A 26,008-nucleotide genomic window follows, 5' to 3' on the forward strand; every position below is an offset into this window, starting at 1 on the left:
ATATGGGATTACCTGCTTCATTTATAGATTGACCATAATCTCAAATAAAAAATAATTCTTGGTCATCCAAAATTATCAAAAAAGTATTAAAGTACTATGCAACAAGTTGCAAAAAAATATTGGGACGCAGCATGACAAGTTACGCCAATTTATTAAAACCATTACATTTGGGCTTCACTACCATTAAAAACCGTGTGGTTATGGGATCTATGCATACGGGGCTTGAAGACCGCTTTTTTAACTACCCAAAACTGGCAGCTTATTTTGAAGAGCGTGCCAAAGGTGGAGTTGGTTTGATTGTGACTGGCGGTATTTCTCCGAACCGTCAAGGTTGGTTGGCTCCGGCTGGCGGAACCATGAATAGCTTATTTGATATTCCGCAGCACCGTTTGGTGACTCACGCCGTCCATAAACATGGTTCAAAAATTTTGATGCAAATTTTGCATGCAGGACGCTATGGTTACCAGCCATTTGTAGTGTCTTCGAGTGGAATAAAATCACCAATTTCACCATTTAAACCACGTCAACTTTCTGAAAAAAATATTCTCAGTACCATTGAAGACTATGCACAATGTGCCGACATTGCCAAAAAGGCAGGCTACGACGGCGTTGAAATTATGGGGTCGGAAGGATATCTGATTAACCAGTTTTTAAGTCGCCATGTAAACCAGCGTACAGACCGTTGGGGTGGTGAAATTGAAAACCGTATGCGTTTTCCTGTTGAAATTGTCAAAGCGATCCGCGCAAAAGTTGGCGAAAAATTTATTATCTGTTTCCGTTTATCGCTGCTTGACCTTGTGCATGACGGTAATACCATGCAAGAAGTGGTTACGGTTGCGAAAGCTTTAGAAAAAGCGGGTGTCACTTTATTAAATACGGGTATTGGCTGGCATGAAGCACGTGTGCCGACTATTGTCACTTCTGTGCCTCGTGCCGCGTTTGTCGATTATACGGCTCATGTAAAACAACATATTTCAATTCCAGTCATTGCGTCTAACCGTATTAATATGCCTGAAACTGCTGAAGAGATTTTGGCAGCCGGCAAAGCAGATATGATTCAAATGGCACGCCCTTTATTGGCCGATGCTTTTTGGGTAAATAAAACTGCGACCAATCGTGTAGATGAAATCAATACGTGTATTGCCTGTAACCAAGCATGTTTAGATCATGCATTTAAAAATAAGCGTGTGTCTTGTTTAGTAAACCCACGTGCAGGTCATGAAACTGAATTGGTTTATTTAAAAACCAAACAACCAAAGCGTATCGCCGTTGTAGGTGGTGGTGTAGCCGGTATGTCTGCTGCAACTGTTGCTGCAAGTCGCGGTCATGCAGTTACCCTGTTTGAAGCCAATGCAGATGTAGGTGGTCAGTTTAACTTTGCAAAGGTTGTGCCGGGTAAAGAGGAATTCCACGAAACGATTCGCTACTTTAAAGTAAAACTTCAAAAAACTGGCGTAGATGTTCGTTTAAATACTCGTGTTAATCGTGAACAACTTGAACGCGAAGGTTTTGATGAGGTGATTGTGGCAACTGGAGTCGTGCCGCGTGCATTAAAGATTGAAGGAAGTAATTCACCTCAAGTTCTTTCTTATGCTCAAGTTTTACAGGGCGCTGAAGTTGGACGAAAAGTTGCAGTGATTGGGGCAGGTGGTATTGGTTTCGATGTCTCAGAATTTTTACTTAAACCTCCACATCAACCACAGCCTCAACCTTTAGCCGAGTGGCAACGTGAGTGGGGGGTAGACCCAGATCCAAATTATGTTTCTGAAGGTGGTATGCAACCACCAGTAGTTGAGCCAGCGATACGAGAAATTTATTTATTGCAACGTAAAACAACCCCACTCGGTATTGGTCTTGGCAAGACTTCGGGGTGGGTACATCGTGCCCAGCTTAAAAAGCATGGTGTACGCATGCTTCGTGGCGTGCAATATAAAGCAGTTACCGATGAAGGGCTTTGGATTGAGCATAATGGTCAGGACCAGCTTTTACGTGTAGATACCGTTGTGGTGTGTGCGGGGCAAGAGTCGGTAAAAGACTTGATGCCAAAAGAAGGGGAGTCGACTATAGCGAACTACCATATTATTGGTGGTGCAAAGCTCGCAGCAGAGCTAGATGCGAAGCGTGCGATTAAAGAAGGAGCAGAATTGGCTGCCCAACTGTAAAATTGATGAAACAATATGCACTTGAACACAAAGCGATGATTTTTTTCTTGAATAAAATGAATAAGCTTTGTATTCTTACGCACATGGAAGCGTGGCAGAGCGGTTTAATGCACCGGTCTTGAAAACCGACGAGGGTGTGAGTCCTCCGTGAGTTCGAATCTCACCGCTTCCGCCAAATTCTAAAAGCCCCTGTTAAAAGCAGGGGCTTTTTTTATGCTTAAAATAAAAATTACAACTTCATTTAGCTTAAATCTTGCTAATAAATGCCGAAAATTTCATATAAATCAAGCGAGTATATATTTTAATCAAAATTACTATCTTTATATAATATGTTTTTTGTTTTCAATATCTTAGCAATAAGAGGCCTATATATCAGAATCGAACAAGTTATTTGTAGAATATTCATTTATTGATATATGATGAGGCCATATTTAGAAACTGATTCAAAACATAATTCTATTGTTCAGCGTGCAAATTCACGGAAGGAATGATGCTGAAATCAGGCTTCTAAACCCTATATCTGGAAATTATATCCAGCCAAATATTGCATTTCGACCCAATGGTTGGAAATGTCTCGCTCTGATTTAGAGTAGGCATTTCCTATTTTAGGATATATTTATGAAAAAATTATTTAGCGTACTGTTCAGTGCCTCTGTACTGACACTGACTGCATGTAATAAGCAACCTGCACAAACTGAAAATACAGCAGCAGCCAAAGATAAAACTGAGTCAGTTCGTACAATTAAATTGGTTTCAACAGGTTCTGATACGGACGTATGGAAATACGTAGCAACACTTCCTGAAACTGCTCAAGCGGGCATTAAACTCGAAGTGACCAATTTGACTGACTATGTTGTGCTCAATACGTCTGTAGCAAGTGGCGAACAAGATGTAAATGCGTTCCAGTCATTCAACTATTTGGCAGCTTATAATGCTTCAAATAAAGCTAAAGTTGCTGCTGTTGCGACAACTTACCTAGAGCCAATGGGTATTTATGCAAATAAAGTTAAAACCGTTGATGAGTTCCCGCAAGGCGCTACCATTGCAATTCCAAACGATACTGCTAACGAAGCTCGTGCATTAACATTATTGCAGTCTGCTAAATTAATTAAACTTAAACCAGGTTTTGACCCTGTAAAAGGGACAGTGAATGATATTGCTGAAAACCCTAAAAACTTACAATTAAAACCAATTCAAATGACTACAGCGGTTCGTGTTAAAAACGATGTAGATGCAATTGTGTTGGGTAATACATTGGCACTTGAGGGTGGCCTCAATGTAATGAAAGACGCAATCTTCCGTGAGCCAATTGATCAGTCTACTAAGCTTTATGTCAATTTATTGGGTGTAGCTGAAGCAAACAAAAATGACCCGATCTATACGAAACTTGGTGAACTTTACCACTTACCTAAAGTACAAAAATTTGTGAGTGAAAAATTTGGTGGCACAAAAGTTGAAGTGAACAAACCTGTTTCTGAATTTGCAGACATTAAATAAATAATTTTTTAATTAGAATTATTTTTCAAAGCTAAGCTTCGGTAATCGGAGCTTAGCTTTTTATTTATAATGTTGTTCTTAAGCTCTCTTATAATAAAATATTTATTAATTCCATTAGAAAATTAAGTGGGGAAGATATTTAAAGTTAGTTGTTGCGTTAGTATTCATAGTCTGAGAAATTAAATTACTCATAGAGTGGTTTTTTTAAAATATATAACTTTTGGAATTGGAAATTGATAATAAGGTAAAAATATGGTGCAAAGCGATATTTTTGATGCAATTAAAAATATTGATGAAGTTCGAAAAATAGATGATCTTTATTTAGTTGTAGATGGAGAGTCCATTTCTGAAGACCCAGTCGAAAGTTTAATATTTGAAATTAATAAAAAGTTTTGGGTTATTACAGTTAATCATAATTTTGATGAAATTGAATTAAAGGTCTTCTCTTCCTTACCAAATAAGGCAATACAACAACGATATTCAGATAATTTATCAAGTCTAAAAGGATTAGAAATTGGAACAATGTTCGCTATCGTCAATGAAAGAGGATATACAGATGGGATTAAGCTCATGCTTTACGACCATTCATTGAAAGAATCTAAGAGGAATCCATTTTTTGCTGTATTAACGATTGTTGCTTTGGCTTCTGGGTTGCAATATGAATTAAGAAAAACAGGAGTTGATACATATCTGATTTAGTTCATACATGTATCTATAAAAATTATTCAATATTAGATATATATGATAAGATATTTAATAAATATATCTGAGAATTAGGACAATCGAAAATTGTTTGAACTAAACTTATGTAAGTACATTTATGAAGAAGAAAAAAAAGAAATTATTGATGAAATTTATTTTGAAAAAATATGCGTTGATAATAATAAAGTTGTAGTAAGTAATTTTAATAATTTGCAACAGGTTGAAAAGTCTTTGGAGATTTTTAATAGTTATCTCGGAAAAAATAATTATTGCTATTGTTATATAATGATTGAATCTCGGCATAAGCTCACTACAGAATTAAAAGAAAATAATATAGCAAATCGTTTAATTCTTTCTGAAAACTTTACTTTTAATGGTGAAGAACTCTCTATTGAATTTGATCCAGATTTTGATCTTATAACAAAAAACAACTTAGAAGATTTTGAAAAATTTAAAAAGAAAGAAGAGCTATTGATTCGTCTTTCAAATGAAACTATAGGTAAAAAGAGATGGCTAAATTTTACAAAGCTAGAAAAAAATTGCTGGTTAGATTTTGCTTATTTTAGAATGAACGAAAGAGGGGAACCTTTATCATTAAATATAACAGTTGATGGTAAATACCTACTGTGTGAAGAAGATGTGTATTGTTATTTTGGAGAGGAGGTTTATGGGGTATTAGGATACTTAGGTTATAACTTTAATGCATTTGCTGATGTACTGCGGGATTTGCCTTTAAAAGTTAAATGGATAAATTTTCAGTACTCTAAAGATAATTTTGAGTCGAAAGAAGATTTTTATCATTTAGATGATTTTATTGAAGTGTTAAAAAAATACTCGTCATTAGAAATTTCATATTAGTAACCCGTCAAAATTTAAAAATAAAGCAGAGATAGAGGAAAATATTATATGAGTTCTGAACTTACAGAAGAGTATATTTTTTATATTGAAATAAGTGAATTTAGTGAGTTTGATGATGATGTAACTATTTGGAGCGGATATCTTTCAGAAAATTGTGTAATCACTGATACTCAAGTTGTTTTTCATGGTTTTTTTGGTGAGGGTGAAATAAATAAAGATAAAAAAAGTAAAAAGTATAAGTATGATATCTATGGCATTAATTTATTCTTCTTAAAAGAAAATAACGAATATTTCGGGGTTTTAGGTTCTAGTATTGAATCTTTTGAAGTGAAAGATAATAAATTGATATTAAATTTATGCGAAGAGGAGACTTATTTTGATGAGTTTAAATTTGATTTAATTAAGAAATATCGAAAAAATCAGCTTAGATTACAAGATTGGTGTAATTTAAACGAAGAAGAGAAAAAGAAGTGGATAGAAGTTTCGCATTGGGTTCAACAGTACAAGCCTCTAGACCTAGTAAGTTCAATAGTTATAGATGGTAGAAATATTAAGTCATTTAATGATTTCTTATGCTGTATAGGTGAGGAAGTGAATGGATTGATGGGCTACTTTGGTTCTAGTTTTGGTGGTTTGTCGGATAGTCTCACTGGTGGGATTGGTTGTATAACTGTACCTTTAAACATTACTTGGAAGTACTTTGAAGAAACAAAGTATTCTTTTAATAACTATGATAACCCTGATGATTTTGAATACTTAATTGAACTTTTAAACGAAAAATCTACTTTAAATATTACGTAATGTTAAATAGAGGGTATTGTATATAATATGCATGCTAAAACATTAGTTAATAGACCTCTTGCGAAAGTCGTTATTGCAAGTTCATCCGATTTACCAGTGCAGCGATTAAGTTAATGCGTAAACCGAATCTTTTCCGTCTATTTCGATAGCGTTCACTTAATATTCTAAATGTTTTCAATTGACTATTAATATGTTCGATCACAACTCGTATTTTTCCAATCATTTTATTGTACTTTTTCTCAACATCAAATAAGGGTAAATTCTTCTTTTTCTTTATTGGCATCAATAATTTAAAGCCATCTTGCTCTAATCCGTAGTACCCTAAATCGGTCATAACATATTTACAATGTTTGAATTTTTTAACCGTTCTTCTTGCCAATTTAATGTCATGCTGACTGCCATTCGATATATCTAGCCCTATGATTTGTTTGCTGTTCGGATGATAGATCACTTGTGCTTTTAGCGTATGTTTCTTCTTTTTACCACTGTAGAACTTACTCTGATTTTTTTTTCGGACGTTCTATTGAACATTCTGTCGCATCAATAATGACCCAGTTAAACTGTTCGTCTGCTGTGGTAATGCTTCGTTTTGGCAGAGTAAACCGTCTTGATTTCATCAATGCATCTTCAACCTTTTTAATGGTTCGATTCACATTACTTTCAGCGATATGGTAATTTGCAGCCAACTCCAATTGAGTGCTGTAATTCCGTAAGTAATTGAGTGTTAATAATAATTGATCCTCTATAGCTAAAGTATGAGGACGCCCAGATTTCTTTTTAAGTGATTCTACTTCTTTTAAAACTTCGATCATTTCACTAAAAACTGGTCGAGGTACACCAACCAAGCGCTGGAATTCAGAATCTGAAAAACGATTTAATTTCTGATATCTCATGAAATTTAGATTGAGGTGGTTTTTACTTTCGCAAGAGGTCTAATAGTTATTTGAATATTGAAAATATTTCAATAGAAAAGTTAAGAAAGCTTTTTAATGAAAATAACGCTCATGATTTAGATATATTTGAAGATGTTAATTCTCTAGTTTTTAAATTAGATAGTATCAGTCTAGCAACTGATCTATATGAAGTATTGGTCTATGTTTGTAAGATAGATATTTTATCAGTGCATAATTTAAAAATAGCATATTACAAGACCATTTTTGATATGGACTACAATATTATTGACGATTTTTTCGTTACTCTAATCGATTGATCTATAACTATATTCATCAAAATGACATCGATTAGTCATCTAAATGAAACTCTGTTGATTAAAAATAATCCAATTTATTGGGGTAGTTTCCAGACATGCAGAAAAAATCTTATAAAGTTCTAAGTTTAGTATTTCTTGTTGCGAGCATGATGGCTATTACTGCCTGCAATGATAGCCAAAATCAGCAATCTACAGTAGTTTCCCCAACACCTACAGATACCCGTGACCAGCGTTTTCTAACAGCAAAAACAAATGACGTAATTCAAGTTACGATTGCTGATTTGATCCCAACGCAGGGTGCAATTGGTTATGATCAAATTTATTATAAATTAGGGCGTTGGCAAGGTGATTTACAGCGCCCAACTTGGCAAGCAGATCCAGTCAATCAATTAATTTATTTAAATAAAACCATTGGTAAGAAGTTTAGCGATTATTGTGAAGCGATTGGTGCAAAAGGTCGTGATGATTTTACAAGTCTGCAAGACCTACAAAAGGCCAATTTAAAACAATTGGAGACATTTAACTGTCAAGAACAACCGGGCACTGAAACGGCTGATTTGAAAACAGTTGTTGTTGGTTATGATGGGCGCCTTTATTTGACCGATGGTCATCATACAATGACCGAATTCCGTGAGCTGCCTGATGGCGGTGGTCAACTTAAAGTATGGGTGAAAGTTGTTGGGAATTATAGCGATAGTAAAACTGCGGATGAGTTTTGGGCGAAAATGCTTGCCAATGGCCAAGCATGGTTAAGAGATGGAAAAAACCAACCGATTTCATATCAACAATTACCTAAAAACTTAGGCCTGAAATCTGCAACTAACCCTGACGGTATGCAAAATAATCCATATCGTTCACTGGTCTATTTCACACGTGATATTGGTTATAGCAAAGTTGCTAATGCAACGGACTATACTGAGTTTTTATGGGAAGATTGGTTTAACAAGCAAATCGCTAATAATCTGGTTCATCCTTTAAGTTTTTATCATACCGATGCGAGTGTGTATGGTGCTGTAGATGTATTGGCAACTACTGAAATAAAAAGTGACTTAACTGTATCGGGCAGTGCAACAGGCTATCAGGCAGCGGTTGCTGATTATTCCTTACTGATGGGAAGTACCAAACCGACTGATATTATTTATGGTACTTCAACTGCCGCAGATTTGGGCGCATTACAGCTTATGAAAAATGCCGCTAAAGGTTCTGTTACGGCGACTTCAATTTCTAATCTTGCAGATTTGACCCGTGACGAAATTAAGAAAGATAAAACGCCTCGTACAGGTGGAAGTATTTGGTATGCGGTAAATTACAAGTTATGTGGAAAACCGGCTACAGGAACGTGCTGGGGTTGGTAATTCACGAATATTTAATAAGAAAGGGGTGAGTAAATTCACTCCTTTTTTGTATGGATAAATCATTAGCGTTTGATCAGAATAGAATTAATTATTTAAAAATAAAAAAACATAACTTGCTCTCACTTAAATCCTAAACACCTCACCTTACACATGCTATTAAGATTTTCACTATTTTTATAAACCTCAAATTAACAATAACTCATTCATTATTTATCCTTACTTTTTAATGATCTAATTTAAATCAAATGTCATTTTGTGTGCTTGACTACAAGAGGGTGGAATACTATTCTTCGCATGCTGGCCACATTGCCAGCCGGTTGTCGCAGACCGGGAAAACAAAGTCGATATGCAAAATTCTTGTTTTGTGTGTCGGGAACTCGTTCGCCCCCTTTTTCTCTACGGTAGGGCGGAAGGGGGACACCTCTGGTGTGCTGGTTCCTTTGTTTCCAGTCTGCGAACCCCCTTTCGTTCTGCCACCATAATTTAAATGTTTTGGCAGAACTCCCAATAAAAAGGAGTTGGCTTTGCACATCCACTATTTCTTGGCAGCCTTTGCCAAAAGCTATAACGACACAACTTAACAATTTAAAGCAGCTTGATAGCCTGTAGGGTTTTCATGCTTTAAGTCATTACGGCTCAAAAAACTTGCATTAACAATAAAACTTGAGATGTGCCAAGCACAGTCTTTATGGCTTTGCTGTGCCTTTTTTTTTCTCCCAAAAAAGTATCTCATTTAGAAACAACAAGAATTTATAACGGTAAAACTATGCCAAATTTAGAAACCTCTTCCAAAAAATTACATGTTATTCGTACGGCTATAAACTTATTTACTACCTATGGATTTCACACCACGGGTGTAGATCTGATTGTTAAAAAATCCGAAATTCCGAAAGCTACGCTCTATAACTACTTTCACTCAAAAGAAGGTCTAATTGAAATGTGTATCGCCTTTCAAAAGAGCCTGCTGAAAGAAGAAGTACTCGCGATTATTTACTCAAACCGTTACTGCACGCCAACTGATAAGCTCAAAGAAATTGTGGTTTTACATGTCAACTTGAATAGTCTGTACCACTTATTACTTAAAGCCTTTTTTGAAATTAAAGGGACATATCCTCAGGCTTACCGTATGGCAATCGAGTATAGAAAATGGCTAATTCGAGAACTTTTTGACCTAATTTTTAGTTTGGAAACTCGTGCTTTAAAACCTGATGCCGATATGGTTTTAAACCTAATAGATGGTTTGATGTTTGGGTTTTTAAGTACCAATAGTTTGAGTGAGAGGGATGAGGTGTTGGAGCGGTTTTTTTATGCCAGTACGCTAGAGAGGAAAACTAATTAATTGCACAGCATATGATTTTAGGTTTTTATTCTTACTTGTTTCAGTTGGCGATAATTTTTAATTTTAACTCTGATTTATAGCAAATTAGCATAATTTACTCAGGTTTTAGTATTATATTTTTTTCCTATAAAATAGTTGTAAGACTAAGGTTAAAACTGAAGTTAATATAAACAAGATAGACAAATCTGTCTATTTTTTATAAAATATAGTCGATTGCAACTCAAATTTATAAAATAAGTGATGTTTAATAATATTTTTCAGATCTTAGAGAGTTTTGGTTTTCTCTCACAGCATCGTTCGGTGTATCTCCAGTTTTCAGATGCATCCCTGAATAGTCAGGTTTTTTTACAACGTATAGATGGGCAACATTATCTTAATCAGGGCATGACAGCCGAGCTGATTTGTTTATCAACCAATGCTCATATTCCACTCAAAACATTTATTGGGGTGCAGGTTGCTGTTGATCAAGTAACAGATCGAGGAAGTTTTTTCCGTACTACAGGTATTATTACTGGAGCATCACAAGGGCAAAGTGATGGTGCTTTAACTTTATATAAACTTGCTATAAGTGATCCAACTTATCTCTGGCATAAACGCAGAAATAGCCGTGTGTTTATGAACAAGAGTGTGAAAGAAATTAGTGAAATTCTGTTTCAAGAGTGGCAAGGAAAAAGCCCATTATTTGCTTCTAGTCTGACTCTAGATTTGAGCGGCTTGAAACAGACCTACGATGTCCGTCCTTTTGTTATGCAGCTCAATGAAAGCGACTATGACTTTTTAACTCGCTTATGGCGTAGTGAAGGTATTAGCTGGCTCATTGATGAAGCAGAGCTTACCGTGGCGAGCAATATGGACAATATTCAGCCACAAAAATTACGTCTTATTGATGATAATAACCAATATCAAGCTCTGACAAGAAGAGCGATTCGTTACCACCGCAGTAGTGCAACTGAACAATTTGATAGCATGACCAGCCTAATGGCTGATCGCAGTTTACAGCCGACTTCTATATTTGTGCAGCGTTGGCAGCCAGACGTATTACAACAAACAGATGGGGCAGGTAGTGTCCAAAGTAAACATCAGCATAGTACTAACTACGACAATCAAAGCTTAAGTCTTGAAGAAGCATGGCACTTTAGTCCGGCATGGATGCAGGATTTAAATGGCGAAGATGGGGCAACCTCAGCAAGTAATCAACAACTAGAAAAGTTTAACCAGAACCTAAGTGCTTATTATGATGCTCAGTCTAAGCAGTTTATTGCAAAAACCACAGTACGAGATACACAAGTTGGCTATTGGTTTGAACTCAATGAACACCCTGAAATTGATCAGCATGAAAGCACAGATAAAGAGTTTTTAATCATAGGTAAGAATTATTATAACCAAAATAATTTACCCAAAGATTTAAACCAGCAAATCCAAACTTTAGTTCAACAAAGCGATTGGCAAGCGAGTAATACCGACGAGCGTCAAGCGAATCAGTTAATTTTACAACGTCGTTATATTCCAACAACACCAGCTTATAACCCACAGACTCATAGCCCCGTTGCTCATCCACAACGCGCAAAAGTGGTGGGGCCTGAAGGTGAAGAAATCTATGTAGATGAATGGGGTCGTATTAAAGTCCGCTTCCTGTTTACGCGTAGTGATGACCATAGTCATGATGGGGGCGCAGGGACCAATAATAATGACACCGATTCAGCTTGGATTGACGTTCTAACGCCGTGGGCTGGAGAAGGTTACGGTGCGCGTTTTTTACCGCGTATTGGTGAAATTGTCGTTATTGACTTCTTTAATGGCGATATCGACCGACCGTTTGTGATGGGTCGAATTCATGAGGCACAGCGCCAACCAACCAAATTTGATAACAAAGGAAAGCTTCCTGATACTAAAAAGCTCAGTGGTATCCGTTCTAAAGAAGTGTCAGGTGGTGGTTTTGGACAACTCAGGTTTGATGATACATCGGGACAAATTAGTACCCAACTCCAAAGCAGTCATGGTGCAAGCCAGTTAAATCTGGGGAAACTCAGTCACCCTAAAGATAAAGCAGAAAGTGAAGACCGCGGAGAAGGTTTTGAACTACGTACGGATCAATGGGGAGCTTTACGCGCGGGGCAAGGTCTATTGGTGTCCACCCATAAACAGGATAATGCCAAAGGAGACCACCTAGATGCCGAAGTTGCGAAAAAGCAACTTGAAGGTAGTCAAACTAACAGTAAAGCGCTAAGTGACATTGCTAAAAACCAGAAAACCGATGAAATAGAATCGATTGAACAGTTAAAAGATTTTGCCTCACAAATTCAGCAGCAAATCGCTAAATTTGAAAAAGCTTTACTTCTTTTGAGTTCACCGGATGGTATAGCTCTAAGTAGTTCAGAAGATATTCACATCTCGGCTGATGCACAAATTAATCAGATTGCTGGAGACAGCATTAATATAAGTACTCAAAAGAATGTGATTGCCCATGCCCAAAATAGGCTCAGCCTTTTTGCTGCTCAGAGTGGACTAAAAGCTGTTGCTGCACAAGGTAAGGTAGAAATACAAGCTCAGGCAGATGCACTGGATGTACTGAGTAAACTTGGGATTACTATTTCATCAACTGATGATAAGGTCATCATTAGTAGCCCAAAAGAAGTCAAAATCACGGGCGGCTCATCGCAAATTACTCTAAATGGTTCAGGAATCTTTCCGAAAACTGGTGGGAAATTCCAGGTCAATGCAGGTCAGCATTTGTTTATGGCAGGAGCAAGTGCAAACGCCAGTGCTCCTGAGTTGCCTAAAGCTAAACCTATGCAGGGAGCATTGGAGCTACTTCGGAGTTATGGTGGAGATAACTTCTTCAAGCAAAATAGCTATAAAGTCATTGATTCATTAGGTAAGCAAATTACGGGCAAACTCGATGGAAATGGTTTTGCACAAGTAACAGGTATTGCACCCGGACCAGCTAAAGTAGTTTTTGAGAAGGATAATACAAGTGCATGGCTACAAAGCAGTGATTTTAAACGTAATTATACGTGGGCTGAACCAGTCAAAAGTGTTCAAGGATTAATGAAAAATGCTCTAGAAGCAGTGGGGCAAAATACGATGTCTCAGTTGCAAAATAATCTTCTTTCAACGGATAAAAATAGTTTCAAAAACTTAGGTAAGAATACTTTAGCTAATTTAGCTGGCCAAACAGTAGGCCAGATTAAAAATCAGGTAACTAATACTGCCCTTAATACTGTTTCAAAACAACTTAATCTCAATTTATCGGCCGATCAAATGAAAAGTCTTGGCCAAATGGCGACAAATCCAAGTCAATCTCTTGAAATGCTTAAAGAGCAGGGCGATTTAGATACTTTTGTACGGTCAAAACAGTAGTTTGGTGAATAGGGCGATTCAACTTAGAAAAATATTGCTGCAATTGAATGAATTAAAGGTTTTATATTGATGGCTAAAGAGAATACACAACAGAAAGAAATTAAAAAACAACCTACTGTTGAACTTGCTGTTTTTAACTTAAATAGCGTGACGGATGTAGCGGACTTGCAAATGATCGCAAGTCAGGTTCAGCTGTATTTACAAGTGTGTGGAAACACGACATTAGAACAAATAAAAAGTAAGGCCAATATAACCACGGTTGCTAATATTTTTGCATTGACGGGTAGTGTACTAGATCTAATGCTCTATGCTACAGATAAAAAAACTGGTGATGCTGCTGTACAACGTGGGGCATTACTTGCGGCAAATTTAATTGGTTTATTTTCAGAACCGAATAATGAAGCACATGCGCGAATGGCTTTACGTCCGATGTTTGGCTTAATGGCAGAGTGCTTATATCGAGAAAATGGAAAAATTAAAGAAACGGATATTAAGCGTTTAGGTTTACATCTCAATGCGATGATCGCTGGAGATCTAGAGAACTTCTTAAAAGAGACTCAAGCGAAGTTAAGCAGTTTACTTACTAGCGCTACAACATTGGGTGTAACCATTCTACAAAGCATGGCGACCCCAGCAACAGGTATAAATGCAGGAATAACCACTGCGGCAGGTGCAAGTGCAGAAAAACGAGATCCGAAACTCAAATTTACCAACTGGGCTGTTCCACTCATTGATTTATTAGGGAAGCCGAGCCAAGCAAATTTAACCCCTAAAATACAACCAAATATAACAAGTCGTTTGCAACAAGAAGCAACTCAAGCTATTGCGGCTTTAAGTCAAACTTTACAGCAACAAGCAAATGCTGGCCAAAAATATACTTTGGCATGGCTATTACAAGAAACACTGAAAGCTATACAAGCATTAGAAAATAAAGGTAATGCAAGTGTGCCAGTCAACCAGACGGGTGAATATGAACGGCATACGAAAGGAGACACTTTAGAATTTGTAAGTTTGCAGGCAGATGCTTTAAATGCTCCTCCATGTGAAGGTGCTGATTCACAATCTGGAAAAAGTATTAGCTATTCAATTGGTGCTGAACGGGTTCAACATGCAGACTTCTATTTACCAAAAATAGGTTTTTCTTTTACACGGCAATATAACTCACAAATGGATGAGTTTGATCAAAGTATGGTCGGTGCACGTTGGATGATGCCATTTTCCAATATGATTCAACAAAATGCCCAAGGCTATCTATTTATTGATAGTAAAGGGCGAAAGCATCAACTGCCAGCTTCCATTACATTTGAAACATATGAAGTGCCTTATGAGGGAATAACAATACAACCTCTTAAAAATGGAGATCTGGTTCTAAACTTTGGGGGAGACTGGACTTTTCAATTTCATCAGTTTTCAGTCGGACAGCCTTATCAATTGATTCAACAATTCAATGAAAAAACACAAGAAAAAATTGATTTAAGTTATCTTATTTTTGAAAAGGTTGCTTATCTTCAATATGTTGTTTTTCAATTAGAGCATGCCAAACACCAATTAAAATTTGCTTTTAATGAGCAAGTTAAAATTATGGCGGTGTTTTTAGATGATAAAGCCGAACCATTAGCACGTTATGAATACGATATCCAAGGGAACTTAATTAAAGCTATTGATCAGAATGGCTATACAAGAACTTATGAATATAACAACTTTCATCAACTAACACGCTATACAGACCGTACAGGGCGTGGACAGAATATTCGTTATGAATCAACAGACGCCAAAGCTAAAGCAGTAGAAGAATGGGCGGATGATGGTAGTTTCCATACCAAACTAAAATGGCACCCGCGCTTACGTCAAGTGGCGGTTTATGACGCCTATGATGTACCAACCCACTATTACTTTGACCTCAATGGGTTTACTTACCGCACACGTTTAGCGGATGGGCGTGAGTCATGGTATAGCCGTGATGGGCAAAAGCGGATTACTCGTCAAATTGATTTTGAAGGGCGAGAGACTCAACAGGAATATAATGATCAAGATCAACTTGTTAAAATTGTGCAGCCAAACGGTGGGATAATTCATTTTGCATATAATGAACAGGGTAATTTAGTTGAAATTAAAGACCCAGAAGGCAGTATTTGGAAACGGGAATATGATGAAAATGGTAATCTTAGTAAGGAAATCAATCCATTAGGGCATATCACACAGTACAAATATAACAATGATAATCAACTGGTTGAAGTCATTGATGCAAAAGGTGGGGTTAAGAAAATTCAATATAATGAATTGGGGCAGATGATTTCATATACCGATTGCTCAGGTAAGAGTAGTACATGGGAATATGATGAAGATGGTGCACTGACAGCTCAACAAACTGCAAATAATAAAGTTGTACAGTATTTTTACAGTACCAAAGGCCGAGATAAAGGACAGTTGCAAAGTATTATTTATCCTGATGGGTTAAAAGAATACTTTGAGCATGATGAAGAAGGACGCTTACTTAAGCATATAGACACTAAAGGTTTAGTAACGGAATATAAGTACAATCAAGTTGGCTTATTAGAGCAGCGTATTGATGCCAATCGACATAGCGTAACTTATCAATGGGACAAACAAGGCCGCATTCAAAAGCTGATTAACCAGAATCAAGCCGAATATTTGTTTGGATACAATCCGTATGGATATTTGATACTTGAACAGGCCTTTGATGGAGAGGAAAAGCACTATAGTTACAATGAAAATGGTCGATTATTTCAAATCCGTCAACCAAATATACTGACCGAATTTGACTATTATGCAGATGGGCAAATTGCTTCGAAAAGCTTTACCCATTTACATACAGGGCAGAAACAAACGGAACAATTTGACTATAACCTCAATAGCCAACTGAGCCGAGCCAGTAATGAGGTTAGCCAAATTGATTTCTATCGCAATGCACTTGGGCAGTTGGTTAGAGAGCACCAGCATTATAAAATTCCAGAACTGAAATCGCTCACAGCAGTATTACATTATGAATATGATGAGCTTGGAAATTTAATTAAAACAATTCGACCTGATGGACATACACTGAATCATCTTGTTTATGGTTCAGGGCATATTTATGCAATTGGTTTAAATAACCAAGAAGTTGCTTCATTTCAGCGTGATGATTTGCATAGAGAAACAACAAGGTTACTAGCAAATGGGCTTATTCAAACTAAACAATATAATGATGTAGGGTTACTGAGTTCACAGCTAATTCAACCTGAGCAAGAAACCCAAGACTATTTACAATATCAAGCACATAGACACTATCAATACGATCAAAACTATTTGCTTAGTCAAGTCGAAGATAGTCGTTTGGGTAGGCTCAATTATCAATATGACCCAATTGGGCGTTTAATCGCAGCTCAAAGTTTACATAAAACAGAAAGTTTTAATTTTGACCCAGCAGGTAACTTAATTGATTCTGACTCGGTATTAAGTCCGGCGCAAATTAAAAATAACCTTATTAAAAGTTATAAAGGTAAACACTATCAATATGACGCTCAAGGTAATGTGACAGAGATTATTCAAGCGGGCAAAAACCTTAAACTGACTTGGGATAATCAAAACAGACTTATTCGAAGTGATAATAATGGTCTAGTTACAGAATATGGCTATGATGTCTTTGGTCGTCGACTCTACAAAAAAACAACCAATGAATTAACCTTATTTGGTTGGGATGGAGATTTAATGATATGGGAGTCTGTCAAATCTGCACAGATGAGTTATACAAAGCACTATATTTATGAACCTAATAGCTTTGTTCCACTATTACAAGCAGGTTATAAGGATTTCATTCAACTGATAGAAACTCCTGATTATCAGGAATATCAAACAAAACCTTATTCTATTTATAAAGACCCAGTATGGAATAGTACTACTCGGAAAAAGCGTGCTGATTTAGAGCAAATCACATTTTACCATTGTGATCAGGTCGGAACACCACAAACCATGACCGATATCCGAGGAGAGTGTGTATGGGAAATTCTCCAAGATACATGGGGCGCGGTGTCGCAAATTAAAGCACTAAATCAAGATAATCCATTTGAACAAAATAATTTACGCTTTCAAGGCCAGTATTACGACCAAGAAACAGAATTGCACTATAACCGTTATCGTTATTATGAACCTCATAGCGCAAGATATGTAAGTAAAGACCCGATTGGGTTAGAGGGTGGTATGAATACCTCTAGTTATGTAAGTGATCCAAATCAATGGATTGATCCAAAAGGATTAAATAGTTTTAATTATGGTGAAATGTTTGGTATTCCAGCTAGTGCCCAGTCAGGTCTAGCATATCAAGGTCAACGAAATTATGAGTGTTATGCTGAAACAGGAGAATTATGTAAAATAAAAGTGCCACCATTATTTGATTATGTTGCATGTAGCGGCGGAGGTTTAGGAATAGGAGTGGGCTTTGTTAAAAATCAATGGACTGGCGAATATTATATTAGTGGTTCGAAGGATTCGCTATTAATTCCTGTAGCAAAATCAGTTGCTCAAAATAAACAATTTAGCGCTAAAGATCTGGCAGGGGCTAGTTGTGTAGGTGGTAATATTCACAACATACCAAGTTATACCAAAACAACAATGACTATGGGCGAGATTACAAATGAATTTGTAAGTGGAGCTTCAGTTACTGTTGGTGGTGGAGCTTATGGAGCAGTAGCAAACGTAGTGGTTCCATTAGTAAGTAAAAGCAGTCCTGTAAAAGGTACGTGGGCCTCTGAGTTAGGAGTAGGAACACCAGGTTTCAATGTAGGTGTGAGCGGTACTGTTAGTGTTGATACAATTTTAGATGCTGTGAAACCTAGTAAGAAATAATAGATTAGAGAGATTAAGTAATGCAAACATGGAATAAAGCCTTTTTTAAATTTATGACTATTATTTTAATGGGTACTTGCTGTATTGCATGCGATCTTAGAAAAAAAAATGAAGTAACAGTTGTTGAAAATAAGAATATAATAATTAAAAAATTTGAAAGTGATGCTGAATATATTTTTGGTAATCAAATTTTAGGTAAAAAAATATTTTCTTCCTATAATGCAGAACGATTAATATTTCAAGTGAAAGATCTAGAGCAAAATAGTGATAATTTTATAAATAAAATAGATGGTAGGCTGAATAAGAGGGGTTGGAACTATAAAGAAAAATACAAAGAAGCTTACATTTATTGTGATAGAGATATGAATCAACTTGAGTTAGTTCCTCCTATAAAGATAGGTACAGTTATGCAATCAGGAGAAGGACAGTCATTGAATCAGTTAGTAGATTATTGGAATATAGGTTTTATCCATTCTAGACATAAACGTTATGTATGTAATATGAATAGTTGATTGGGATAAATTATTATGATTGTGAGAAAATTCATATTTTCTTTATTCATTTTTAGTCTCTATTGCTCCCTAATAGCATGTAGTACTAACGCAACTAGCTTACAAGAGCTTTCTAATGAATTATTTAGTACATATAAATACGAAGTTGATACTGATAGAAATAAAAGCTCTACTCAATTAATTGTGATAAAAATAAATAAAGAAAATTTTTCGATTAATGATTATAATGATGTTAAAAACAAACTATTAAGTAGAAAATGGGATTTTGTTGATTCATACGATAATTATTATAATTTTTGTAAAACTAATAATTATTCTATAGATATATTAAATCCTATTCATGATAGACATTATACAAGAGATGGTGATGAAGTTAATTTTAAAAGCAAAGATTATTGGTATTTTGCATTATACTTTAATAAATTAGGAGTTAATAATTGTATGGAATATTATGGTAAGTAAATTTGATTATTTAAATAAGATTTCTTGAATTTATAGTATTTATTTTAATTTGATAATCTGGTTTTAAGTTTTAATTAGATTTGTTGAAATTATTGTTGAATCTAAATTTAATAGTTGGTACGCAAAATATAAGAAAGAGTTATGATTAAAATTAATTGTTTAATATTGATTACAGGTCTTAGTCTTTTATTATCAGGATGCAAAAAAGATGTTGAAATAAAACCTCAATTTAAAAGTTCGAATGAAGCTACTCCACATGATTATAGCAGTGTCCCTGCAGAACAATTTAAAGGGAAATTAAGTTTTTTAAAGAACAATTGGATAAAATCTTTACTAATCAAAAGTTTATTTTGAGGGATGAGGGTATTGCTTTTGCTCCTACTCAAAGCTTTCTTGTTGTTCAAATTCCTGTAGAGAGATTAAATGAGGAAACCTATCAAAGAAATATTGTTCCTAGAATTAGAGAGAATGGTTGGATTCTTGAGAAGCGTATAAAAATTCAGATGTTTTTTGTAATGGTAAGAAATATCAGTTAGAGGTTATTCGGCCTAAAGATTACTCTAAAGAAACTATTAATGAAGAAAATAGGTTAACTTTTACTTCAATTGAAAAAGAATAGAATATCGGTATGTATTATCAAGAACAAGGGACATTGTACTGTGGAAATGAATTACCGATAATAAATATTTAGTAGAAAAAATATTTAAGTGTAAAGATAAAGTTAAGAGATTAGTGAGGGGCAAATAAGTATGAAGTTAAATAAGTTGAGTTTGGTTGTTTTTATACTTTTTATATTTACTGGGTGTGGTGAAATTTATTCTCAACCTTCTGATAAATATCCATTTGAAGTGAAAATGAAAGCTTTATTAGGGGATAACCTTGAAATTGTGAACTCAATACGTAAAGCAGAAGTTCAAATTTCTTCTTTTAGATTTGAAAAAGATCCTAATAAATTGAAAAAAGTAATCAACCAATTAGAAGAAGATGGGTGGGTGTTAAAAGGCAAAGGACAAGGAGTTGATACTTATTGTTTAGGGAGAAATAATAGAATTAATGTTGTGAGCCCTACTATGATAGGTGTTTTTGATTACCAAGGTGGGAAACTCAATATAACAGATTATAATTCTGATGCTATATCTTATAGCTATAACAAATGGGGAGATGATATGTGTGAGCAATCTGAGGAGTAAATTTTTGAAATTTATAGTCTTATTTAATTCGGTTTGAGGAGTTTAAATTTAAGATAAATATCTATTTATAAATGGTATAGGAAGATTTTTGATGATATTGGAATGATGGTGCTAATGGATTAATATTCTAGGCATGATATATTTATTTTAAACAGGATTTTAACACTATATAGCTTCGAGATTCTTTATGGATAATAAGAAAAGTAACTTTATTGAGGATAGTCATATTCTTGCATTTTGGCGTGATTTAGAAATATTTACTATACCTTCTGCTCCAACTTCAAAAGATAATAATAAATTCACAAAAATAATAACTTTAAGATTTGGTGAGAAACTACCTTGGGAAATGGTGGAATATCAGCCAACATTAAAGGATATGTATATCCATACAGTTTATATTGGTGTAGCAGATCAAGAAGAATTGACTAGACTTGTTTTGCGTAAGATTGTAAGCAAAGAGTTGAGTGATAAAGAACGTGAACGTATTTCGGGTACTGGGTGGTTAGCGTCTTTTACTGTAAACGAAAATGGATGTTTAAGTGCAGATAGCTATGCACCAGCCAGTTATGTATATGGTACCCAGGCTTTAAGTCAAGGAGAGCCCCTTATTGACTTAAATGCAAGACTTACTAGAGCTAAGGAGGAGTTTGCTCAGCGTTGTCATCGCTTAGTTCAATTGAAAGAGGATTATCGATGTTCATGGAAGGATTTGCAAAGTGAAACGGATTTAATTAGATCTATTTTTGCTCATGATGAGCAGATTGGATTAGATTGGCGAGTCGTAGTTGCTACAAAGCGATTACCTAGAAAAAAAGCGTTAGAGGATATTGAACAAGAGGTTAATTATCTGAACTCATTTTATTTAGATGATCTAGATAAAATGCTGAAACAAAGTTCATTAAGTCAACCATTTGGCCAAGCGTTATCTACATATCTCGGGGCTTCAATTATTCATGATAAGCGAATAGATATTTTAAAAAATCATGAAATTATGGGAAAACTTGTCTGTGCAGCCAATTTACCTATTGCGCGTTGGCCTAACGCACCAGATAGACCTTTAGTGTTGGCACAGCAGGCGGTAGTTGCTCATATAGAAAACTCATTGAAAAATCAAGATGGTATTCTCGGTGTAAATGGACCGCCAGGTACTGGGAAGACAACTTTACTGTGCGATGTTATTGCGACGGTTATTACTGACAGGGCTAAGCGAATTTCTGCACTTTCTACACCTGAAGCTATATTTAAACAGCCTATTCAGCTTATGGGACGAAGATTTTCACCCATTGTTGAGGAGTTGGTGCGAGATAGCTCAATAGTTGTCAGTAGCAACAATAACAATGCTGTAAAAAATATTTCACAGGAGTTGCCTGCTACTAGTAAATTAGACAAGCGGTATGAAACAGATTCTTTATATTTCTCTGAAGTCATAAGTGGAGTTTTTGATAGTCAACGAGTTCAGGATGAAAATCAAAAAACAATTCCTGCATGGGGTTTAATTGCTGCGGCTTTAGGTAACAGTACGAATCGGAGATCTTTTGCTCGTGCTTTTTTTAAAGAGGATCATATTGCTGAGAATGATGAGGAGGAGAGCAAAAATTCATTTATATCGATGAAACAAATACTTGAGGATGCAATTCCTCATATTAGTGCTTATTGTCAGAAATGGCACACAGTCAAAAGTGAATTAATTGAAGAATTAGAGAAAAAGCGTTCAGTTTTAATAAAAGCAGAGCAGGCTTCACTTGTTATTTCAGAATGTATGGAGAAGAAGGAAGAATTATCGGAAACGATTACGCTCAAAAATGAAGAATTAAATAAGCATCAAGATTTATATCGTCAAATACAGGGAGAGTTACAAGACCAGGCTATTTTAATACAATCTAAACAGCAAATATTAGGGCAAATTCAGATATCACATGGACCTCGGTTATGGGATCGTCTATGTGCATTATTTGGTTACCGGACTCACCGTACAGAAGTCTATGATAAGCGAATTAGTGAAGCAACTTTATCATTACAAGAAACTACCGCTCGCTATGAAAAGCTCATCAATGATAAGACATCAAGCCATAAAATTATAAAAATTTGCGAGCAGGAGTTATTGAAATTAAATGATGAGCTTCTTGTAATAAGGCAAAAATGCGACAAGTTGATTTCCGATTTACAGGCGGTACACGCTTTAGGGGTAAGACATGTCATTGGGCCTGATTTTTGGAAATTATCGTTTGAAGAATTGCATAGGACTTCAGTAAATACTTCAGAAATTATCGATGATATTCGTGCCCGTATTTTTATTAAATCGATACAGCTACACAGACTAACGATTTTATCTAATGCCAAAAGATTTTTAAGTAATTTGAGAATGGTCGGGCAAATGCTTTCAGGAAATACCAAAGGTCTTTTCCTTCATGATCGTCCTGTAATTTGGGACAGCCTGTTTTTTGTGGTTCCTGTGGTTTCCACAACTTTAGCTTCATTTAGTCGGCTTTTTGCAGGCATGGGACAAGATAGTTTAGGGTGGTTATTAATTGATGAGGCAGGCCAGGCTACACCTCAATCTGCAGCAGGTGCAATCTGGCGAAGTAAAAGGGCTATTTTAATTGGTGACCCTTTGCAGGTTGAACCGGTATTTACACTACCAGATAGTGTAGTTGAGATTCTACGCAAACAAAATGATGTGGATTTATCTTGGTCTCCTGTCTTCGAATCTGTACAAACAATTGCTGACAGAATAACGCCATTTGGTTCATGGATTGATGATGGTAGTGGAGATAATCAATCAAGAATCTGGACTGGTATGCCCTTAAGAACACATCGTCGTTGTGATGACCCTATGTTTTCTATTGCAAACAGTATTGCTTATGCGGGTCAAATGGTTCAGGGGCGTGTTGATCGCGAAGGAAAGCCTACACCAGCAAATATAGCTTATGATATTGGTGTGAGTACATGGATGCATGTAGATTCAATAGATTTTGCTCATCCTATTAATTCTGAAGAACTTGATGTATTGATTGATTCTTTAAGAAAGCTTGAAGAAAAGCGAAAAACTACAATTAATAGTTCAAAAATTAAAATATATGTCATTTCACCTTTTAGAAAAGTTATTCAAGCATGTAAAAGCAGTATTGAAGAGGCAGGAATAAAAGGCATTGAATGTGGCACTGTACATACTTTTCAGGGTAAAGAGGCGGATATCGTATTTTTAGTATTAGGTACAGCGAAGGATCGTACTGGGGAAGGAGCTAGAGCTTGGGCTTCCTCAAGTCCAAATTTATTAAATGTTGCTGTGACACGAGCCAAGAGTCGTTTGTATGTGATCGGTAATGTGGATACTTGGTCTAAAATGGACTATTTTTCAACACTCGTTAATATACTTCCAGTGAAAACGGTAAATATATCTAACACTTATACTTAAGATTTTTTAAATTATAAATTGTCTTAAGTTTATCTAAGAGGAAAGCAACTTAAATAGAGGCTTTCCTATATTTTAAAGTCACAACAGTGCTTTAAAACTAAGCTTAATGAAATAGGGTTATTTCTTCTGTTTAAAACGGTATTTACATTTCAAGCAGCGATAGTCCTGAAATATATTTTTATCAATCATTACACCTGCTTTTTTACCAAAAATATTACCTACCACACCGCCAGTAATGCCTGCACTGATTGCACCGACAAATGTTCCTACAGTTCCACCAACAATTACACCTAATGGTCCGGCTACAGTACCAATCGCTGCCCCTACAGTAGCACCAGTTGCGGCACCGCCTACAGTACCTGCCGTAGTGCCTGCAGCTGTTAATAAAACACCGCCAGTGGTTTTAAGTAATTTGTCATGATCACGTGTTTCAATTTCTGTAGAACCACATTTCGGACATTGCAGTGTTTTTTCCATAAAATTTTCCTGTCTTTCATCATTGAGCGACGCAGTAAATAGCGCGAAATCTATATGTGGGTAAAGCACTGGGTTAGATGAAGTGTCTTTTTCCTAGAAGGGCATCGCAACAATATACTTTGTCAGCCTCGATTTTAGCTGAACATAAGCACAAATAATTATAGATCATGTAAACACTTGTATTTTAATCATGATCTGTTGAGTATAGGCTAATTGCTTGTTTTAGAATGAATAAAGAATACATAAAATATCTCAGAATTAATTATTGTGAATTAAATTAGAAATAGGCATATGACATGATTGGTTTGTTCTGAAGGAAAATCATTTGTAAAGGCTAAAATAGCAAAGGCTTATTCTGTTTAAATAAGCCTTGTTTGAAGATTAGAGTGATTTTTTCCAACTCAAAATTGTATATAACCCAAACATAAAAGCAATCCAGATTGGAATAATAATCACCGACTTTTCAAAGCCTTGAGTCCACATTATATATAAAATCATGCCAATAAAAGTCAAAACGATATAGTTACTCAAAGGTGAAAATAGTGCAGGAAATTTGGCAACTTTATTTTCAAGCTTCATCGAACGTTTAAATTTTAAATGGGTAAAACTAATAATTGCCCAGTTTAAAACCAAAGCTGCTACAGCCATGTACATAAGATAGCTTAAAGCTTCTTCTGGTATGAAATAGTTAAGTAATACACACCCAAAAATCAAAATAGAAGAGAAGATAACAGCGGCTGTTGGTACACCTTGTTTGCTTACTTTTGCAAAAACTTTAGGTGCGTTGCCTTGAACTGCTAGCCCGTACAACATACGGCTATTGGCATACATACCACTGTTATAAACAGAAAGTGCAGCAGTCAAAATAATAAAGTTAAGTAAATGTGCTGCCCAACCAATGCCAAGCTGACTAAAAATCATGACAAATGGACTCTTATCTAAACCGCCAAGGTCCAGTTGATTCCATGGAATAAGCGACATAATAATTGCCAGCGAAGCTACATAAAATACCAAAATTCGAAAAATGACTTGGTTAATGGCTTGTGGAATACTTTTTTCAGGATTTTCAGCTTCAGCTGCCGTCATTCCAATGAGTTCAATACCGCCAAAGGCAAACATTAAAAAGGCGAGCATATAAAACAGGCCCGAGAATCCATGAGGGAAAAATCCGCCATGCTGCCATAGGTTTGAAAAGCTAGCGATAGAGTCATTACCTGCGGTAAGCAGTAAATATAAGCCAAATACAATCATTGAAATGACCGCAGCAACCTTAATAATAGCTAACCAAAATTCAGATTCGCCATAAAATTTAACATTGCCTGAGTTCAAGCAAGTGACCAGTACAAAGAAAAATAAAACTGAAACCCAAGCAGGTATATGAGGCCACCAATAATGTACATATTTAGCCACGGCGGTAAGCTCGGTCATGGCAACCAAAATGTACACTACCCAATAATTCCAGCCCGATAAAAAACCGGGAAATCTTCCCCAGTATTTTTGTGCAAAGTAGCTAAAAGAACCGACTACAGGTTCTTCGACAATCATTTCACCCATTTGGCGCATGATTAAAAATGCAACCAAACCGACAATGGCATAACCCAAAATGATTGAAGGACCAGCAGACTGAATGACTTGTGCCGAGCCTAAAAATAGTCCTGTGCCCACAGCACCACCCATAGCGATTAACTGGATGTGACGATTTTTAAGTCCACGTTTTAATTGGGAAGATGAGTTACTCAAAATACTATGCGCTGAATAAAGAAGCCGGCGTTATTGTAATAGATTGAAAAGGGATAACCTAGTTTGAAAATGAATATTGCTTTGAT

Annotated in this window: 17 protein-coding genes and 1 tRNA gene; 15 read left to right on the plus strand and 3 right to left on the minus strand. The window is 35.8% G+C overall.

The features are described 5' to 3' along the window. The first annotated feature begins 131 nt into the window (after positions 1-131). From EGT34_RS17340 to EGT34_RS17365, 6 genes are all read left to right on the plus strand, one after another. Entirely contained in the window at positions 132-2,162 is a 2,031-nt protein-coding gene (locus EGT34_RS17340) for an NADPH-dependent 2,4-dienoyl-CoA reductase (protein ID WP_000205093.1), read from the plus strand. Between the two features lie 85 nt (positions 2,163-2,247). Next, positions 2,248-2,337 (plus strand) — tRNA-Ser (locus EGT34_RS17345). A gap of 443 nt (positions 2,338-2,780) precedes the next feature. Then, complete coding sequence (locus EGT34_RS17350; protein WP_000732871.1) at positions 2,781-3,659, plus strand: MetQ/NlpA family ABC transporter substrate-binding protein; 879 nt, start codon at positions 2,781-2,783, stop codon at positions 3,657-3,659. Between the two features lie 252 nt (positions 3,660-3,911). Further along, positions 3,912-4,358 carry a DUF6334 family protein gene (locus EGT34_RS17355; RefSeq protein WP_024437405.1) on the plus strand — a complete coding sequence of 149 codons (447 nt, stop codon included), beginning with the start codon at positions 3,912-3,914 and terminating at the stop codon, positions 4,356-4,358. Positions 4,359-4,448: 90 nt separating this feature from the next. Further along, complete coding sequence (locus EGT34_RS17360) at positions 4,449-5,219, plus strand: hypothetical protein (RefSeq protein WP_024437404.1); 771 nt, start codon at positions 4,449-4,451, stop codon at positions 5,217-5,219. A gap of 48 nt (positions 5,220-5,267) precedes the next feature. Next, positions 5,268-6,020, plus strand: coding sequence for a barstar family protein (locus tag EGT34_RS17365; RefSeq protein ID WP_000093650.1), 753 nt, complete (start codon positions 5,268-5,270; stop codon positions 6,018-6,020). A 70-nt stretch (positions 6,021-6,090) separates the two neighbouring features. On the opposite strand, the gene EGT34_RS17370 is transcribed toward EGT34_RS17365, so the two are convergent. After that, a protein-coding gene (locus EGT34_RS17370) for an IS5-like element ISAba27 family transposase (protein WP_076611894.1) occupies positions 6,091-6,913 on the minus strand; the annotation gives its coding sequence in 2 pieces (ribosomal slippage) (positions 6,091-6,531 and positions 6,533-6,913; 822 coding nt in all). Positions 6,914-6,963: 50 nt separating this feature from the next. Between EGT34_RS17370 and EGT34_RS17375 the strand changes: the two genes are divergently transcribed. The 9 genes from EGT34_RS17375 (at position 6,964) to EGT34_RS17430 (ending at position 23,705) form a co-directional block, all read left to right on the plus strand. Then, positions 6,964-7,230, plus strand: coding sequence for a hypothetical protein (locus EGT34_RS17375; protein WP_031979891.1), 267 nt, complete (start codon positions 6,964-6,966; stop codon positions 7,228-7,230). Positions 7,231-7,325: 95 nt separating this feature from the next. Further along, positions 7,326-8,585, plus strand: a complete 1,260-nt coding sequence (locus tag EGT34_RS17380) for a ParB/Srx family N-terminal domain-containing protein (protein WP_024437402.1) — start codon at positions 7,326-7,328, stop codon at positions 8,583-8,585. 766 nt (positions 8,586-9,351) lie between these two features. Beyond that, positions 9,352-9,924 (plus strand): TetR/AcrR family transcriptional regulator, encoded by a 573-nt coding sequence (locus EGT34_RS17390; RefSeq protein WP_024437401.1) that lies wholly within the window; start codon positions 9,352-9,354, stop codon positions 9,922-9,924. 240 nt (positions 9,925-10,164) lie between these two features. Beyond that, entirely contained in the window at positions 10,165-13,284 is a 3,120-nt protein-coding gene (locus tag EGT34_RS17395; RefSeq protein WP_024437400.1) for a type VI secretion system Vgr family protein, read from the plus strand. A 69-nt stretch (positions 13,285-13,353) separates the two neighbouring features. Further along, positions 13,354-18,126: an RHS repeat-associated core domain-containing protein gene (locus EGT34_RS17400; protein WP_024437399.1), complete on the plus strand. Its 4,773-nt coding sequence runs from the start codon at positions 13,354-13,356 to the stop codon at positions 18,124-18,126. A gap of 20 nt (positions 18,127-18,146) precedes the next feature. Then, positions 18,147-18,638 (plus strand): hypothetical protein, encoded by a 492-nt coding sequence (locus EGT34_RS17405; RefSeq protein WP_024437398.1) that lies wholly within the window; start codon positions 18,147-18,149, stop codon positions 18,636-18,638. A 15-nt stretch (positions 18,639-18,653) separates the two neighbouring features. Next, complete coding sequence (locus EGT34_RS17410) at positions 18,654-19,100, plus strand: hypothetical protein (RefSeq protein WP_024437397.1); 447 nt, start codon at positions 18,654-18,656, stop codon at positions 19,098-19,100. A 749-nt stretch (positions 19,101-19,849) separates the two neighbouring features. After that, positions 19,850-20,290, plus strand: coding sequence for a hypothetical protein (locus EGT34_RS17425; RefSeq protein WP_024437395.1), 441 nt, complete (start codon positions 19,850-19,852; stop codon positions 20,288-20,290). 187 nt (positions 20,291-20,477) lie between these two features. Continuing rightward, positions 20,478-23,705: a DEAD/DEAH box helicase gene (locus EGT34_RS17430; RefSeq protein ID WP_024437394.1), complete on the plus strand. Its 3,228-nt coding sequence runs from the start codon at positions 20,478-20,480 to the stop codon at positions 23,703-23,705. A gap of 117 nt (positions 23,706-23,822) precedes the next feature. On the opposite strand, the gene EGT34_RS17435 is transcribed toward EGT34_RS17430, so the two are convergent. Next, positions 23,823-24,182: a hypothetical protein gene (locus tag EGT34_RS17435; protein ID WP_000416092.1), complete on the minus strand. Its 360-nt coding sequence runs from the start codon at positions 24,180-24,182 to the stop codon at positions 23,823-23,825. Positions 24,183-24,563: 381 nt separating this feature from the next. Then, positions 24,564-25,922, minus strand: a complete 1,359-nt coding sequence (locus EGT34_RS17440) for an amino acid permease (protein WP_071543105.1) — start codon at positions 25,920-25,922, stop codon at positions 24,564-24,566. Positions 25,923-26,008 lie beyond the last annotated feature (86 nt).

Source organism: Acinetobacter sp. FDAARGOS_558, from assembly GCF_003937785.1.
In the GTDB taxonomy this organism is placed as follows: Bacteria; Pseudomonadota; Gammaproteobacteria; order Pseudomonadales; family Moraxellaceae; genus Acinetobacter; species Acinetobacter baumannii.